This is a genomic window from Vibrio cincinnatiensis DSM 19608 (genome assembly GCF_900167345.1).
Taxonomy (GTDB): domain Bacteria; phylum Pseudomonadota; class Gammaproteobacteria; order Enterobacterales; family Vibrionaceae; genus Vibrio; species Vibrio cincinnatiensis.
This window is the reverse complement of sequence record NZ_FUXB01000014.1, coordinates 20,089-37,354: the sequence shown is the minus strand read 5'-3', so window position 1 is coordinate 37,354 and position 17,266 is coordinate 20,089. Positions and strand designations below refer to the sequence as shown.

General features: G+C 43.5%; 15 protein-coding genes. 8 read left to right on the top strand and 7 right to left on the bottom strand.

The genetic code is table 11. The annotated features are described in order from the left end of the window. Positions 1-35 precede the first annotated feature (35 nt). Genes ugpC through B5D54_RS13120 form a run of 3 tightly spaced genes read left to right on the top strand, consistent with a single transcriptional unit; the run spans position 36 to position 2,638 of the window. Positions 36-1,130, top strand: a complete 1,095-nt coding sequence (gene ugpC / locus B5D54_RS13130) for a sn-glycerol-3-phosphate ABC transporter ATP-binding protein UgpC (RefSeq protein ID WP_078927081.1) — start codon at positions 36-38, stop codon at positions 1,128-1,130. An 8-nt stretch (positions 1,131-1,138) separates the two neighbouring features. After that, positions 1,139-1,918, top strand: coding sequence for a DeoR/GlpR family DNA-binding transcription regulator (locus B5D54_RS13125; RefSeq protein ID WP_078927006.1), 780 nt, complete (start codon positions 1,139-1,141; stop codon positions 1,916-1,918). Positions 1,919-1,927: 9 nt separating this feature from the next. Then, positions 1,928-2,638, top strand: a complete 711-nt coding sequence (locus tag B5D54_RS13120; protein ID WP_078927005.1) for a glycerophosphoryl diester phosphodiesterase — start codon at positions 1,928-1,930, stop codon at positions 2,636-2,638. 31 nt (positions 2,639-2,669) lie between these two features. Here B5D54_RS13120 and B5D54_RS13115 read toward each other — a convergent pair whose 3' ends face one another. Further along, positions 2,670-3,572 carry a glucosamine inositolphosphorylceramide transferase family protein gene (locus B5D54_RS13115; RefSeq protein WP_242004489.1) on the bottom strand — a complete coding sequence of 301 codons (903 nt, stop codon included), beginning with the start codon at positions 3,570-3,572 and terminating at the stop codon, positions 2,670-2,672. 309 nt (positions 3,573-3,881) lie between these two features. Here B5D54_RS13115 and B5D54_RS13110 point away from each other — a divergent pair, with 309 nt between their 5' ends. Beyond that, the gene (locus tag B5D54_RS13110) at positions 3,882-5,396 is read left to right on the top strand and encodes an EAL domain-containing protein (RefSeq protein ID WP_229601057.1); all 1,515 of its coding nucleotides are present in this window, start codon (positions 3,882-3,884) and stop codon (positions 5,394-5,396) included. Here B5D54_RS13110 and B5D54_RS13105 read toward each other — a convergent pair. The 3 genes from B5D54_RS13105 to B5D54_RS13095 form a co-directional block, all read right to left on the bottom strand. Then, positions 5,393-6,853: an NUDIX hydrolase gene (locus tag B5D54_RS13105; protein ID WP_229601056.1), complete on the bottom strand. Its 1,461-nt coding sequence runs from the start codon at positions 6,851-6,853 to the stop codon at positions 5,393-5,395. The two genes, B5D54_RS13110 and B5D54_RS13105, sit on opposite strands and share 4 nt — an antisense overlap. 38 nt (positions 6,854-6,891) lie before the next feature. Further along, complete coding sequence (locus B5D54_RS13100) at positions 6,892-7,377, bottom strand: GNAT family N-acetyltransferase (RefSeq protein WP_078927078.1); 486 nt, start codon at positions 7,375-7,377, stop codon at positions 6,892-6,894. Positions 7,378-7,621: 244 nt separating this feature from the next. Next, the gene (locus B5D54_RS13095; protein ID WP_078927003.1) at positions 7,622-9,031 is read right to left on the bottom strand and encodes an MDR family MFS transporter; all 1,410 of its coding nucleotides are present in this window, start codon (positions 9,029-9,031) and stop codon (positions 7,622-7,624) included. A 108-nt stretch (positions 9,032-9,139) separates the two neighbouring features. Between B5D54_RS13095 and B5D54_RS13090 the strand changes: the two genes are divergently transcribed. Next, a complete protein-coding gene (locus tag B5D54_RS13090) occupies positions 9,140-10,039 on the top strand; it encodes a LysR family transcriptional regulator (RefSeq protein WP_078927002.1) in 900 nt (299 codons plus the stop codon). Positions 10,040-10,118: 79 nt separating this feature from the next. Here the strand turns inward: B5D54_RS13090 and B5D54_RS13085 are convergent, their stop codons facing one another. Continuing rightward, positions 10,119-10,598, bottom strand: coding sequence for an outer membrane beta-barrel protein (locus B5D54_RS13085; protein ID WP_078927077.1), 480 nt, complete (start codon positions 10,596-10,598; stop codon positions 10,119-10,121). A gap of 211 nt (positions 10,599-10,809) precedes the next feature. Beyond that, entirely contained in the window at positions 10,810-14,727 is a 3,918-nt protein-coding gene (gene hrpA / locus B5D54_RS13080; RefSeq protein WP_078927001.1) for an ATP-dependent RNA helicase HrpA, read from the bottom strand. A 235-nt stretch (positions 14,728-14,962) separates the two neighbouring features. Here hrpA and B5D54_RS13075 point away from each other — a divergent pair, with 235 nt between their 5' ends. From B5D54_RS13075 to B5D54_RS13065, 3 genes are all read left to right on the top strand, one after another. Then, positions 14,963-15,550: an FMN-dependent NADH-azoreductase gene (locus B5D54_RS13075; protein WP_078927000.1), complete on the top strand. Its 588-nt coding sequence runs from the start codon at positions 14,963-14,965 to the stop codon at positions 15,548-15,550. 222 nt (positions 15,551-15,772) lie between these two features. Further along, positions 15,773-16,117, top strand: a complete 345-nt coding sequence (locus B5D54_RS13070; RefSeq protein WP_078926999.1) for a VC1380 family protein — start codon at positions 15,773-15,775, stop codon at positions 16,115-16,117. A gap of 107 nt (positions 16,118-16,224) precedes the next feature. Continuing rightward, on the top strand, positions 16,225-16,680 hold the full coding sequence (locus tag B5D54_RS13065) for a tellurite resistance TerB family protein (RefSeq protein ID WP_078926998.1): 456 nt from the start codon (positions 16,225-16,227) through the stop codon (positions 16,678-16,680). Positions 16,681-16,696: 16 nt separating this feature from the next. Here the strand turns inward: B5D54_RS13065 and B5D54_RS13060 are convergent, their stop codons facing one another. After that, the gene (locus tag B5D54_RS13060; RefSeq protein WP_078926997.1) at positions 16,697-17,227 is read right to left on the bottom strand and encodes a 3'-5' exonuclease; all 531 of its coding nucleotides are present in this window, start codon (positions 17,225-17,227) and stop codon (positions 16,697-16,699) included. Between the last annotated feature and the right edge of the window lie 39 nt (positions 17,228-17,266).

The following is a 17,266-nucleotide window of genomic DNA, read 5'->3' as shown; positions in this document are numbered from 1 at the left end:
TACCAAGCACTCCCGCTCAGGAACCCAATAACATGATGCTTGAAATTAAACAACTGGTCAAAACCTACGAAAATGGTCACCGTGCCGTAAAAGGTGTGGATCTTTCTATCCAACAAGGTGAGTTTATCGTACTTGTTGGCCCATCCGGTTGTGGAAAATCATCGATTTTACGATCAATTGCAGGGCTAGAGCCCATCTCTGATGGTGAGATTCATTTGGCAGGCCGACGCGTCGATACAGAAAAACCCGCCAAACGAGATATTGCGATGGTGTTTCAGAACTATGCACTTTACCCACATATGAGTGTGTACGATAACCTCGCTTATGGATTAAAAAATCGCGGTGTCGATAAGAAAACCATTGAAGAAAAGATTCATCACGTTGCCAAAACCCTCAAAATTGAAGAGTATTTATCCCGTAAACCATCCAAGCTTTCGGGAGGACAACGGCAACGAGTCGCCATGGGCCGAGCGATTGTTCGAGATCCTCAACTCTTTTTATTTGACGAACCGCTATCTAATTTGGATGCCGCACTGCGCGCTCATATGCGGCTAGAAATCAAGAAACTGCAACGTAAATTAGGGGTCACCAGTGTTTACGTTACCCATGATCAAGTAGAGGCGATGACACTGGCTGATCGTATTGTCGTTCTCAAACAAGGCAATATTGAACAAATCGGTACTCCTTCGGAGGTTTATCACCAACCAGCCAGTACCTTTGTTGCCAGTTTTATCGGAAGTCCGGCCATGAACTTTCTTCCCGCTCAGCTAAAAAATGGTCACTTACACATTGCCGGCCAACACGTTTATCTTCCCCAATACCAAGGGCTTAGTGCACAGTCATTAACCTTAGGGATTCGCCCTGAACATGCGGAACTGACTCATGTTCAAGATAAGCTGGCCCTAGCTTTAAAGATTCATGTTATCGAGCCATTAGGGCCAAATCAATTAGTGCACGGACACATTATCGGGTTAGATACTCAAGCTGGCTTTATTGCCGTCACCCCTGAAATGCCATTAAACCTGCATGAACCCCTCACCTTATCAATCGCCCTTGACCACTTGCACCTCTTTGATGAGCAAGGCAAGCGTTTGTGTCCAACCTCTCTTACAAAACGTGCCATTGCATAAGGATTGATGTGAGCTTATCGACCCGACAAAAACAAATTCTAGAATACTTGCAACAAGCACACGGTGTTCTATCCAGCACATTACTATCAAAACATTTTGATGTTTCTGTGCAAACCATTCGCAAAGATATGAATGATCTCAGTGACAAAGGAATGGTGCGCCGAGTGCATGGGGGGATATCCCTGCCGAGCGCCAATGATAATCTCTCTTTTACCAATCGTGAGCTTATTCATTTATCCGCTAAACAAAGCATTGCTCAAAAAGTGGTGAGCGAACTGCCTGAAGGCTGTAGCATTTTTCTAGGTATTGGAACCACGCCAAAACATGTGGCTCATGCTTTATTAGATCATCCAGGGTTAACGGTAGTCACCAATAACCTCAATGCGGCCTTAATATTGAGCCGAAACCCCAATATTTCTGTTCATTTAGCTGGTGGAGCCGTCCGCCCTTCGGATGAAGATACGGTTGGAGAGTCCGCCACTGACTTTTATCGTCGATTTAATCTTAAAATTGGTATTTTTGGTGTAGGCGGGCTTAATGATAAAGGGCAATTGCTGGATTTCACGCCAGAAGAAGCGTGTTTAACTCGAGCTATTATTGAGCAAAGTCAGCAATGTTGGTTAGTGGCAGACAAAAGTAAATTAGGACGTTATGCTCCCGTAGTTAGTGGTAAACTGTCTGAAATACAACGTCTATTTGTAGATCAGGTGACGGCAGATCTCACTCGGTTAACTCACCATCACCACATCGAAATGGTCGTTCCTTCATCAACGATGTTAACAGCTTAAGGATGCATTATGTCTCCTATTATTGTCGGCCACCGAGGTGTGGCCGGAAGCCATCCCGAAAATACCCGAGTTAGCGTACAAGCGGCGATTGATTTGGGACTGTCTTGGGTAGAAATTGATGTTCAACCAACCAAAGATAACATTTTGGTTGTCTGCCATGATCATACCATTAACCGCTGTAGTAATGGGAAAGGACGGGTTGATGCCTACACGTTAGCCGAGCTACGTCAATTTGATTTTGGTGGTTGGTTCCAACCTCAATTTAGTGGTGAATCCATTATGACACTGCAAGAGCTGCTGGAACTGTCGGCCGCTCACCAACTAGGGCTCAATATTGAAGTCAAAGTGGATAAGCATGACGTGGCTCAAGTCGCTAGCCAGCTTAAAGTACAACTGGATCGTAGCCCCTTATCCCAAGAAAAACTGCTGCTTTCTAGTTTTAGCCATGACATTATCCGCGAACTGCATCAACACTGCCCAGGATACAGGCTCGGCGTACTGAGTGAGCGTCTTTCTCACAAAGACAAGGATGTACTGCATGAAGTCAATGCTTTTAGTGCCAACCTCAACTATCGCTGGATAACCCAAAAACATATTGATTATTTGCGGGAGCATGGCTATCAAATTTGGTGCTATACCGTCAATGAGCCAAGTGCATTTGCTCATCTCAAACAGGTGGATGCGATTTTTTCAGATTGGCCAAGCCGATTCATCGATTGAGAATAACGCTACCACGACTCCTGCATTGAGATCAGTGGTAGCGACGTTCAATATTCAATCGTTCCAAGCATTTAAACACGATTTTCTTAAAAAGATTACTCAAAAAATAGGTATGCTTTTTCGCATCAACTACCATATGTTCACCAGAATAAGCAAACGTATGTAGGCCGTCAGCATAAGGGCTCACTCCGGTTAACTCACGAACGACCGACTCCTGATACTGTGTGGGCGTCAACCGCTCAATTTTGATCACCAACAAGCTTTTTCCATACCCTCCCACCCCATTTTGTCCAAACCGATAAAGTTGATGATGATCCCGCAAAATGGCGCCTCCATTACGGCCACCTAAGCGGTGACAACAAATGGGAGACTGAGGATGCTCAGAAAAAACGCCCGTCAATGCTTCTGAGACGAATAAACGTTGAGTATATGGATCTTGCGCCGATGAGGTGAATAAATACCAATAGCCATCCTCTTGAACAATAGAAGTATCCACAAAATCCTTACCTTCAATCAAATGCCGCTGCCAGATAAACCTTTGCTTCTGATCATCAAATTGGTAAAGAGAGACCGCGTTTAGATCACTCGTTTCTGGGATTAAGTAGATTTCCCCATCATGTTCAAAAACTAATGGATAAGATTTATGGCCTTTGACTCGATTCACCTCATCAAAAAAAGGATATTCTTGTCCATTAAGGTCATAGCATCTCAGTTTCCCTTTAGCAGAGAAGTAATTAAAAATTTCACAAGCAAGATAAGGCTTCCCCTTGAGGGAGAAGAGAAAAGGATCGGCAACAAAATCATATTGATGACAAGGAAACCATGTCACTTGCTCAGAACGAATACCCCGTTGAAAAACCTCAGCTAAGGTCTGATCAACCACTCCGATGCGCCACTGTTCTAGCTCAAATAACTTTCGGTATAGTGTTTTCATCGCATCTAACACGGTAATGCTCTCATTACATTCAGTCCCAACAATGTGTGACCCACCTCTAAAAATTATCGCTGATTATGCAATTAGACGAGTGGGTATGCAATGAATAGTGTTGAAGGAAACTGAGATATTCCTGAGCAGAGAGCGCTTCTAGCCTGACTCACTGCCATTTCCTCCAATTTCCTCGCCGGTAGATATATAAAATCTGGCATTCTATTCATTTATTAGGCTTTTTATTCGTGGGTTCATCCACTATACTGCGCAACCTATACACAAAACGTATCATTTTTAAGAACTCGGAACAAAAAAATGAAAAAGGGATTGCAAAATAGTAAAAAACGATGGCTTCTAAAAGTGTTCATCACTTGCCTTTTGCCTTTCCCTCTCCTCTTTATTTATGCTTATTGCTCTAGTTTAGACAGTATTCAACATCAGTTACACAATATCGCCAATGCCTATGCTGCCCGTATTGAAACGTTAATATTCGATCTGCACAGTGAGAACAAGAAAGCTCTGTATGGCAGCAAGAATTGCGATCAAATCCAAGAGGAACTGCTATTTGAAAGCTTACTTCGTGAAATGTTTATCATAGAAAACCAACAGATTGTTTGCTCTTCCAAGCGAGGAGAAATGCAATCTGATGTCAGCCAATACTATCCAGATGGTATTGTGACGACAAAAGAGCGTTTCTTTGACTTGCCGAATAACTCATGGAAACGCACCTTACTCGTCATCGATTCTGATAAACACACCCCCTATCGAGGGGCGGTGTCGGTTGTGGACCAAAAATATATAGAAGCCTACTTGGGTTATCAGGCTGACAACCGAATTGAAAAGCTGATTGTTAAAGTTGGCGATGACTATTACCCGCCAAACAGCCATTTTGTAACGCAGCGTCACAGTGTGTTAGTTTCCTCTCCTCAACAGCGTTTCTCCTTACAAGTTGTTGCCAGTAATCAATTTGCTTCTGAGCAAATCACTTTTTATCTTTTAAGTGCTATCCCGGTGTTTTTCGCGCTCTCTCTGTTGATTTTCTCCATTATTTACTTTCAAAACCGAAGAACCAGTCTGTTAGATGATTTGAAAAAAGGGCTAGAACGACATGAATTATTTTTGGTTTATCAACCCATTGTCATGACAGATTCAGGAGAAATTCATGGCTATGAAGCCCTCATTCGTTGGGTTAACCCTAAGTTAGGCTTTATTACCCCAGATAGCTTTATCCCCATAGCAGAAGAATATGGTTTGATTAATAAACTCACCGATTATGTGTTGAAACAGGTCGAGCAAGATATTTCTTCTTTCCCAACGGCGCTGGGTCTGCATATCGGTATTAATGTTCCACCCAGTTATTTATCATCTCAAAATCATATTAAGCGATTGATTAAGTGCTCAAACACCCTCTCTGAAAAAGGGCTCCAACTCACGGTTGAGATAACAGAGCGTCAACTCTTGGATGAACAAGGCAAACAAGTGCTCAAGCCACTACGCAACGCAGGAATTATTATCGCTATCGATGATTTTGGTACAGGGCGTACTGCACTCTCTGTATTGCAAGATATTACCTTCGACTGCCTAAAAATCGATAAATGCTTTACCGATACCATAGGTGTGGATTCCATTAATGCCCCTGTCTTAAATAGCATTATTGAGCTCGCCCATCAGTTAAATGTTGAAATCATTGCCGAAGGCATTGAACACGCTTATCAGGCTGAATACCTAAAAGCAAAAGGAGTAAAATTACACCAAGGTTATTACTATGCGAAGCCTCTTTGTCTCAAAGAATTGTTTGCTTGTTCGCCAACCTTATCCTCTAAACATTAGCAGGTTCTCTTATTCAAAAACTGACCAACCCTTAGTAAAAGCGTAAACGTCATAATTAAAATAGGATAATAAAAGACTTGTACCAATAACGATGCGATACCACTTGATGAAACGAAATGAGCAAGCAAAGAGAGTAACTGGCTGGTCAGCAATAAGATAATAGCGATCAAAATAAGAAACGGGCGACTGACCTCGGTTTGTTCTTTATGGCCGGTAACCACCAAGAGAGAGACCGCAATAAGCACCAATAGCCAGGCTAAAAAAATAGGGTGAGACCAAAGATAGACAAATAAGGCGGCACACAAGGTCATTGAAAACCAAACCTTATGCGAACATAGTAGCTGATTAATATTCACCTCGGGTTGGCTATAAAATCGCACAATATGCCAAGTAACCAAAAGCCCTAATACCCCTCCCACTAACATATCCGTGATGAACGCACGACCTAAATAAAACTGAGCAAAACCGAGCCCTAAAATAGAGAAAGCACCAAGGATCGTTGTGCTGTTGATTTGTACTTGGTCTTTTTCTAATAACCAAAGCACCACCAAGCTTGTCCAAACGGCAATCGACAAATTTGGGAAGCCAAAACCATAATGCGCGACTTTCAGAACATCTGGCGCATACGCGTACGGACCGGGTAAAGAAAAACCTTGCTGCGCGACTAAGCACAGCAAAGAAGTGGTGGCGACAGAAAAAAAAGCCTTATAACAGAATACCTTTCCATTTTTCCAATACAGCCAAGGAAAAAGCGCAATACCGAGCAACGGAGACGCTAAGCTCGCAATCAACACCCATATTGAATCAAAACCACTTTTGACGGAATGCGGCCATGCTGCCGACCAATATTGCACACTGCGCATCCAACCTAACTCAAGTTGATGAAAAGAAGGGGCCGCTTTAATCAATTCATCAACCGTTCGGGTTGACTGGTGAGTGGCCTTGGTAAAAAACTCTCCAATGAATGACCATTGTTCGGGATAGCGATATTGGCTAGCCGAGATACGAGAAGGATGAATGAGCATAGCATCCGATACTTCCACCCCATAATCGGGCGCAAACCATAACGGTAATACCTCTCCACCTAACGCGTTGACATAACGAAATTTAACAATCTCTGAATCACTGACACAATCAAAAACAATCGCCGTCGGCGTTTCTCCCAGCCGTTCACCCACGGTGACAACCAGCCCCGTTTCTTCCCACGTTTCACGTTGAGCCGCTTGCTCTGGCGTCTCCCCTTTTTCGATAGTGCCTCCTGGCAGTGATAGTTTTTGGGTGATGATCTCATGAGTGATCACCATTTTATCGTTTGCCCGAATGAGACATAAAGCCCCTCGAGGAGCCTCTGAAGCAAAAGCCTCAGAGGTATAGGTAAAGGTGACAAGGAAAAAGATAACGCTCAATAAAGACCATGACCAATCCATTTGATAACACTTATTTTCTTTCTGGCTCATGACTCTTCTCATGATAAATCGCAGTGATAGGGTGAGTTTTACTGGTCATGTGGCACAGATTTACGTAACCAATGGATATGATGGACAAACCCTGTCGCTTGATAAAGCTGCAGCGCTGCTTGATTAAACGCCCAGACTTCAACAAAAATCTCTTTCACCCCATAAAGAATAAACGTCTTTTCTAAATGAAGAAGCAACTCACGGGCAACCCCTTGTTGACGATAAACAGGATCAACATAAAGTTCATCAAGGCTTCCCATTAGAATAGGTTTACTGACGGTTGAAATCAGCTCACAAAAATGTCCAGTGATAAAACCAATAATTTTTTCATCGCGTTTCGCTACGTAGACCAAACATTGAGGATCATCAAGATAACGAGCAATACTCTTTTCTTGTTCTATTTCTTGTGCTGTTTTGAAGTATTCTGGAGAAGATTGGTGATGCTCATCATGTAGCTCGTACATTAATTGATTAAGCTGTTCTAAATCACTCAATTGAGCGGAAGCTAGCACAAAAGAAGACATTGTTGTCATATTAATTAAGATATCGTGCTGCAATTCTATCGGAATGGCGAATGAAAGAACACCACCATATGCTCCAGATAGCGTAAAGATCGAAGGAGTGATGAAAATATCGCCATCCATGGCGAAGCAAAAGGAAATACCACATGTGATAAGCTGATAAGTAGCCAAAACGCAAGTAAAGGCTCAACGAAAACAAGGGAAAGCCCGCTCATGCTCATCGAGCCAGTCACATGAAACGAGGAAGTCACCTCGATTTTTCAGTCACCATCAAGGCATCTTTACTCAAACGACTGAGTGTCAATAACACGGCACATAAAGCTAATAAGCTCATGCCGATATACACCAAGCTAAACCCTTGAGCCAGAATAGGATAACTAGCATCACCTAATTTCCCCCCTTGCTCACTAACAATCACTTCTTGTGGAACACGCCAATAAAACAGAGCAGAACAAAATGCCACGCCTAATGCCCCACCCAATTCACGTCCAAAGTTATACAGTGACATACCAATGCCGCGATCTCGTGCAGGAAGTACACTTTGAACAACCACACTCAGCGCAGGTAGGGTTAAGCCAAGTCCTATCCCCGCAAAACCCAGGGCAAATTTCACCCATACATCGTAATGAATCTGCCATAATCCTGCCATTGCCAAGACAAAACCAAGCGTGACTTGCAACTTATAACGTCCATGCTTTGAAACAAGCTTCCCTCCCACATAAGCCCCCGCCGTGATACAAAACATAAATACCACCATGATGGTACCACTTTGCGATGGCGAGAAACCTTTCTGCCATTGAAGCTGTAGCGGCAAATAGACTAGCAGTGCAAACATCAACATCTGTGAGCCCATAATGAGCACAATCGATATTAAGTAGTTTGGCAAACGAGCCAACCTAGCGGGAAGAATGGGATCACTCACCTGCCTTTCCACCACAATTAATCCCAACACACTGACAAGGAGGATGAATGCCCCCCACCCACTTGGCATAAAGGAATGTGAAGAAAGCAGTAATAACAACATGGTCGTGGCTATCATCAGTAAGCCTGCTCCCATCCAGTCAAAACGACTCTGTCGGCGTCGATTAAGGTGGCGCAGATATCGATTAACCATAAACAGCGCTAGCACGCCTAAAGGTAAGTTGATGCCAAAAACCCAACGCCAGGTCAAATGCTCAGCAAAATACCCACCCAATAAAGGCCCCGCAATACTCGATACTGCATAAACCGCCGAGATATAGCCTTGATATTTTCCGACTTCACGCGGAGGAATCGAATCGGCAATAACAGTAAAAGCCAAAGCAATTAACCCACCCCCTCCGACACCTTGAATAACGCGAGCACCAATTAAGGTAGGTAGATCAAACGCAAAGGTACATAGCGCAGAACCCAGCATAAAGATAAGAATGCTGGTATTAAGCATACGAACACGACCAAACAGATCGCTTAACTTACCATAGACGGGTAATACAGCCGTCGCAGATAATAAATAAGCAGTGATCACCCAAGTGAGTGATTCGCCCGCAGATAATTCTTCCCCAATTAAAGCCAGAGGTGTCGTTACAATACTTTTCTCCAATGAACCTAAAGCAATCACCAGCGCCACACTAGCAAAAATAATTTTGGGCTTATCGGTATAGGTTGAGTCGCTTGGCATATTCCCCTCTAGGCTAATAAAATGAGATAGACCCAACAAGATACCCTAATCGCAATATCTCTAAAATAGGATAGAATGGGATAGTTAATTGCAATAATGGGATGAAGAATGAAACTTGATGATCTTGCACTTTTTCTCGCGGTCGTTCGCTGTGGTAGCTTTACCCTAGCGGCAAAGCAAAAAACAATTTCTAGCAGTACCTTAAGTCGGCGAATCCAGCAACTTGAACAAGATATTGGCAGTATTTTATTGATTCGTAACAGTAAAGAAATCGTTTTGACAAAAGAAGGAGAGCATCTGTTTGATACTTATGCTGAACTTTTTGCCGAACTGGAAAACAAACAAGATCAAGCCCTGCGGGCGAAGCGTGAATACCGGGGAGATATAGTGATCAACGCACCGATTATTCCTATTCGTCATCAACTCAGCCCACTCGCCTTAGAATTTTGTCAACAGCACCCTAAAGTCAATATCAACATTCAAGTCGGAGCCGGTATGGATTATTTCACACGACACGATCTCGATATTGCTCTACGCTTTGGCCCGCAACCTCAATCTGAATGGGTAGCCAGAAAACTGGCCAGTAATCCTTCTCTATTATGCGCTTCGGCAGCCTACGCTCACTCGCTCAACCTTCAGCACCCTGAACAGTTACTTAGCTTACCGTTACTCACACTTAATACTAAACAGGCATGGGTATTTTTACATACCCAGAGTGGCGAACGATTTCAGTTTATGCCAAAACCTAGGCTTGGCTCTGAAGAACTGGATACCATCATCAATGCGACACTGATGGATATGGGCGTAGCTCGATTACCCAAAGGGTTGATTACCCAAGAAGTGAACCTCGGTAAATTGGTCCCATTACTCCCAGAATGGCAAATGGAAGGGGCTGATGTGTACTTGTTACATCCTCAACGGCGTTTTTTACCCGAAAGAACACAAGCGTTGATTGACTATATTATTACCCACTGGTCAAGAGTTGCCTTCAGCCACTGGTTAACATAACGAAATCGTGATGAATGAGAAACCCTCAGTATCGGTAGAGAAAACCAATACTGAGGAGAAAAAGCGTTAAGCCATGTCTTTATAAAAAGTGAAAGGTCGCATTAAAAGAGAGCACTTTAACATCGTGCTTATCAAGCGTATATCGATGGTAACCCGCCCCAATAGAGAAAGGCCCCATCACATGATATTCAGCACCGATACCGTACATTACATCGATACCATCATCATCTTTTCGTCCACCGATTTCAGTTTTCCAAGAGTGGACACCACCGCGGGCATAAACATGTAAAGGTCCAAGATCGATGCTAGGTTTTAATGCAGCATACATGGTTGATGCCGAAGTTTTAAGACCGCCGACTTTAAAGTCACCAAAGTCACTATAGCCACCTTCAACAGCAAAAAAAGGCAGAATACCCGTACCCACGTGGAAGTTGTAAGCGGTGCTGGTATCACCACGATAGTCTGACTGCCCCACAGAAGCTCCCGCATAAATCAGTGCATCTGCCATCGCCGTTGAAGATGCACCAATCAATGCCAGTGCAAGAAGAGTTTTTTTCATAATAAACCTTTTATCATTATAAGGCTGCATCATGCTAGCCTATTTCTATCCTAATAACTTGAAGTGGCACAAGTAAGCATAGCACCCTCTCTTGCTGCTTCAAGTTAGGAGGATACACCACCTTCGACAAATTATAGAGTCATCCCCTAGTGACCTCAAGAAACAAGGTCCCTAAAAGATACATTTATCATTAAACACACCATAAGTACCACTAGCAGGCATCTATCGCCTGTATTATCCGCTTATCCGAAATCGGGTAAGGTGTGCCTAATTGCTGAGCAAAATAGCTGACTCTCAATTCTTCAATCATCCAACGGATGTCTTTCACCGCATCAGGGACCACGCCCCCTTTCGGTATCTTATTGAGCAAAGCTTTATAACTATGGCTAACCGATTCAATTTTTAACATATGAAGTCGATCTTTATTCGGATCAATCGGTAACTTTTCCATTCTCCGTTCAATCGCTTTCATATAGCGCAATATATCAGGCAAGCGTTGATAACCACACTCTGTCGCAAAGCCTTTAAAAATTAGCCCTTCCATTTGAGCTTTGATATCTGATAGTGCAAATGCCATCGTAAAATCGATTTTTCCTTTAAGCCGCTTATTAATGTTGTAAGCCGTCGTTAAAATCGTTTCCACTTGCTGAGCAATCGCAACAACCGTATCCCCTAGTTCAGCCCGAACGTGTTCTTTTAAGGCTTCAAAAGCTTCCGGTTGCCAAACAAGTCCACCTTGCTCTTCAATCAGCTTATCAACGCCACAAGCAATGCAGTCGTCAATCAGGTCTAATACCTTGCCATAAGGATTAAAATATAATCCCAGTTTAGATTTATTAGGCAAATTCGCGTGCAAATACTTGATCGGTGAAGGGACGTTAAGCAAAATTAATCGCCGTTGTCCAGCTTGCATCGCTCGCTGCTGCTCATGCTCGGTTTCAAATAACTTGATCTCGATGCTCTCTTTATTATCCACTAATGCGGGATAAGCCTTAACGTCAAAGCCTCCTCGCTTTTGTTGATATACCTGAGGCAACGCCCCAAATGACCAAGTATGTAAGTTTTTCTGCTCAATATCGTCATCCGCCACTTGTGAAAGGGTTTGTTGCACTTTCTCTTTCAAAGCCTCTTTAAGTGCATATAAATCTTTGCTCTCATTTAATTTGCGATGGCGATGATCAACAACGCGGTACGTCACTTTTAAGTGATCTGGAACTTGTGCCCAGTTCCAATCTTCACGTTGAATCGCTACGCCTGTCATCCGGCGCAGCTCTTTCTCTAATGCATCGAGCAGAGGTAACTCCATTGGGGTAACTCGTGCTAGAAATGCGTCGGTATAGTTAGGCGCAGGCACAAAATTTTTACGTAACGTTTTAGGTAATGACTTAATTAAGCTCACCACCAATTCATGACGTAATCCCGGAATTTGCCAGTCAAAGCCCGCCGCTTCAATTTGGTTAAGGATAGGCAGTGGGATATGAACCGTGACGCCGTCACTGTCCTCTCCCGGTTCAAACTGGTAACTCAATTTCAACTTAATGCCATTTTGATACCAGAAGTTAGGGTAATCGAGCTCAGTCACATGGCTGGCATCCCCTTTAAAGAGCATCTCTTTTTCAAAACTGAGTAAGTCTGGCTGAGTTTGGCGAGTTTTTTTCCACCACGCATCAAAATGACGACCAGAAACGACTTCCGTTCCCACTCGCTGATCGTAAAATTGGAACAGCTCTTCATCATCAACCAAAATATCTCGGCGACGAGATTTATGTTCTAATTCTTCGACTTCCAACAACAGTGAACGGTTTTGTTTGAAAAACGCATGTTTTGTTTCCCAATCGCCTTCCACCAGAGCACTACGGATAAAAATTTCTCGGCTTAAAGTCGCATCAATATGACCATAATTGACTAACCGCTTTGCCACAATGGGAATGCCGTACAACATCACTTTTTCATAAGCCATCACCGCGGCTTGTTTTTTCGACCAATGGGGCTCGCTATAACTGCGTTTAATCAAATGTTTTGCTAAAGGCTCAATCCATTCTGGTTGAATTTTCGCCACCATTCTTGCCCACAGTTTCGACGTTTCCACCAATTCTGCACTCATCACCCATTTGGGCTGTTTTTTAAAGAGTCCTGAGGCGGGGAAAATATGGAAACGGGCATTACGCGACCCTTGGTAATCATTTTTTTCTGCATCTTTGCTACCAATATGTGACAGCAAACCCACCAAAATTGCGCTATGTACCGCTTGATAACTACCGGGCTCGTCGTTAAGTTTATAATCCATTTCTCGCATCGCTTGATGGATTTGGAAGTAAACATCTTGCCACTCTCGAACCCGTAAATAATTGAGGTAGTCTTGCTTACACTGACGACGAAACGGATTACTGCTTAGTGCTTTTTGTTGCTGCTGAAGGTAGTTCCACAGATTAACCAAGGTTAAAAAGTCGGATTCTTCATCAACAAAGCGCCGATGTTTTTCATCAGAGGCTTGTTGCTTGTCGCTCGGCCACTCCCGAGGATCTTGAATAGATAATGCCGAAGCAATGACCATTACCTCTTTCAAACAGCCTAAGTGTGGCGCTTCGAGTACCATCCGAGCTAAACGAGGGTCAATAGGTAAACGAGCGAGCTTACGCCCCATTTCAGTTAAGCGTTTTTTGGGATCAATGGCATCAATATTGATTGCGCCTAATTCTTCCAATAGGCGCACGCCATCTTGAATATTGCGTTTATCGGGAGCTTCAACAAAAGGGAATGCATCAATGTCACCTAAGCCAAGGGCAGTCATTTGTAAAATGACTGAGGCCAGATTAGTTCGCAGAATCTCAGGATCGGTAAATTCCGGACGGGAAAGAAAATCCTCTTCCGAATAAAGGCGAATACAAACCCCCGCTTCTACACGCCCACAGCGACCTTTTCGTTGATTCGCACTGGCTTGAGAAATGGGTTCTATGGGTAAGCGTTGCACTTTTGTTCGGTAGCTATAACGGCTTATCCTGGCCGTACCCGGGTCAATCACATATTTAATCCCCGGAACGGTTAACGAAGTTTCCGCCACATTGGTGGCAAGAACAATACGTCGCCCCGTGTGTGGCTGAAAAATCTTATTCTGTTCTCCAGCGGATAAGCGAGCATACAAAGGCACAATTTCCGTATCTCGTAAGTGACGTTTTGAGAGCGCATCAGCCGTATCACGAATCTCCCGCTCTCCATTCATGAAGATCAAAATATCGCCCAAACCTTCAGCGCACAGTTCATCTACCGCATCAAAAATGCTTTCCAATTGATCACGGTCGCTATCATCATCACCAACTAAGGGGCGATAGCGGGTATCCACTGGATAAGTTCGGCCAGAGACTTCAATGATGGGGGCGTTAGAAAAATGCTTGGAAAAGCGTTCAGGATCAATCGTCGCCGAGGTGATAATCACTTTTAAATCTGGGCGACGAGGCAAGAGTTGTTTGAGATACCCAAGAATGAAATCAATATTTAAACTGCGCTCATGGGCTTCATCAATAATAATGGTGTCATACTGATTGAGATAACGATCATGCTGAATTTCTGCCAGCAAAATACCGTCAGTCATCAGTTTGATTTGGGTTTTATCTGAAATTTGATCATTAAAACGGACTTTATACCCCACAAAACCGCCCAGTTCTGTTTCCATCTCTTGAGCAATTCGAGTTGCCACCGAACGAGCCGCTAAGCGGCGTGGCTGAGTATGACCGATTAACCCATATTTTCCACGCCCGAGCTCGGCACAAATTTTAGGTAACTGAGTGGTTTTGCCCGACCCCGTTTCCCCCGCAACAATCACGACTTGATGGTCAGCAATGGCTTTCGCTATTTCATCACGTTTTTGACTGACAGGTAAAAGTTCAGGGTAATCAATCGTCATCTTTTGCTCCATGCGCTGCTGAACCACCAACATAGAGCGGGCAATATCTAAAGCGATTTCATCAAATACCGCATGACGAGCCGATTCTTTACGGATTTTACTCGCCCCCACAATCCGCTTATTGAGTCGAAAACGGTCTTTGATTAAGCATTGTTTGAGGGCTTGTTGCAGTGAGTGAGCGCTGTTTGCTTCGCTACGCGCTTCTGAGTGAGGCTGTGACTGAGTCAAAGCGTTACCTATTCTTATTTGTCTATAATACTGTGCGAATTGTATCACAGAGTTATCGTCAAGTGACCTCTTCACCTTTAGGTCTCCACAGGTGATTTTTTATCTTCAAATTTTTTGAATGAGTTAAGCAAATTTACCGACTTATATTACCCAGACGTAGGGCTTACTATAGCCACATCAACATGATGACAGAGCATCACGCCGTCAACGTGCTCAAACAGAAAAGGAAAAAAACATGTCTCGTATACTTGCTCTAAAATCCAGCATCCTTGGTGAATATTCTCAATCAAGTAAATTACTGGATGCTTATTTAAGCCAATTTGATACCGACGATCTACAGATTCGTGACTTAGCCGCAAACCCGCTCCCAGTGCTGGACTTTTCTGTCGCAACGGCACTTCGTGCAACGGAAGACCTTTCAGAAGAACAACAAAAGGTCGTCGAGTTATCTGACACGTTAATTGCTGAAATCAATGCCGCAGATACGATCGTGATTGCCGCGCCAATGTATAACTTCACGATACCAACACAACTCAAAAACTGGTTTGACTTAATTGCTCGTGCTGGGGTGACGTTTAAATATACTGAAGCAGGTGTACAAGGGTTGATTACAGGTAAAAAAGTGGTTGTGATCACCACCCGTGGTGGCATTCATAAAGACAGTGCAACAGATAACGTAACGCCTTATTTAAAAACCATTTTAGGCTTTGTCGGTATGACCGATGTTCAATTTGCTTATGCAGAAGCACTAAATATGGGTGAAGATTCCGCGTCAAAAGGCATTGAATCAGCAAAATCCCAATTGACTGAAATCGTGTTGTAATTGGCGACCAGAGGGTATGGAAACATACCCTCTCTTCCTGCCTGAATTGAGAAAAACACCGTAACACCCTCGGAGGGCCAACATTCAAGCCGGGCACCACCTCTTAATAATCCACCCACTTGATAATTATTTCCCTCTTATGCTTGATTGATGATAGAAAGCTTAGTTTTCTTTGCCATTGGCCGCTAGAATAACCCTAGGTATGACTAAATAGACAAGACTGTGAAAGCTTCTGAACTCAAACAACGATTAGATGATCTCCCCAGCGACTGTGACCCAGACATTGTTATGGGTGAGCTTTGGCTACCTGAACAATTAGTCGGTACTCAGTTGGATGGCGAACTGCTATTTTTGCAGTTTGACAATGCACCACAAGAAGAGGAAGGAGAAGAAGAAGGCCGCGGATTTGTCGAGCATGAACTTGAACTCATCCGCTATCAACTTGCGCAAATACTACGCGAAGAGAGCCTACAACGAGAAAAAGTTGAAGCTTTACTGGCCTTGCTTCTTGCCGCCCATGAACATACCAGCGCAGAGTTTATCGAGATGATAGGTGAACATATCTAAAACAGTGTTGATAAAGAGCCTCTTCTTAAAGCTTGAAAAATGGGAACTGAGTCTCAATAAAACTATCCAATAGACAAAAAGACACTGAAAGCAAAGGCAAGACGACCATGTTTAACACAATCACTACCCTTTTTAAGCAATTACTTGATGGGCAAGATCTCAGCCAGCAAGCACCTAGCCCAAACTTTGCAATGGCTTGTTTACTCAGCGAAGTCGCCGGAGCCGATCACCAAATTAGCTCAACCGAACGCCAAGCTAAACGGGCACTGCTAGAGCGGTTACTAGGTATTAATGCCGAAGAAGCACAACAGCTAGTGACTCAATCAGAACAGCAGATTCGTCAGTCGGCATCACTCTACGAATACACTTCTCAACTCCGTAGTTTAAGCCAAGAAACACGTTTTGATCTGATTAAAGCCATGTGGGAGGTGGCTCATAGTGATGGTGATATTGATCCGCTAGAAGATGCGGTGATTCGTAAAACGGCAGAACTCCTTTACGTCGATCACAGCCAGTTTATCCGTGCAAAATTACTGGTTGTCGATCAACAAACCAACCGTTAATACGGTTTCATTCTGTTTACAACATGGTAAGTGCTAATTTGGCAAGGTTATAGGCATCGACATACCCTGAATGCTGACGACCTTCCCATACTATCCCTTTCGCTTCTTGAGCGGCTCGATGCCCTATACGCTTGTCTTTCATTCGGTGCTGGATCCGGTAAAGTGTCGCTAAATTTAAACATTCTTGAAAAGGCATGGCTAACCCTTTGCTTTTACACTCTTTATATAAGATGCGATCATCTCTTCCCCAACAAGCGTAGATCTTATTGTTGCCCCCAAAATTTTTCACCATCGATTGCAGAACGTCAGCTAATGGTCGCCCCTGTTTGGCGATTTTACGCGGTGTGATCCCCGTTAATTCAACACAAAAAGCCGATATCTCATCATTCACTGGTTTGACATAATATTGGGCACGCTTGACTATTTTATTAGCGGTCAGGTCAATTTCTGCTAAACCAATTTCAATGATTTCGCCTGTTGTGCCTAAGCCATTTTCGTTCCAACAGCACATTTCTAAGTCAAAACACACCACTCGGTTATGATTCATGCCTCTATCCAGCTTATTTGACCAAACATAAAGCGCGCC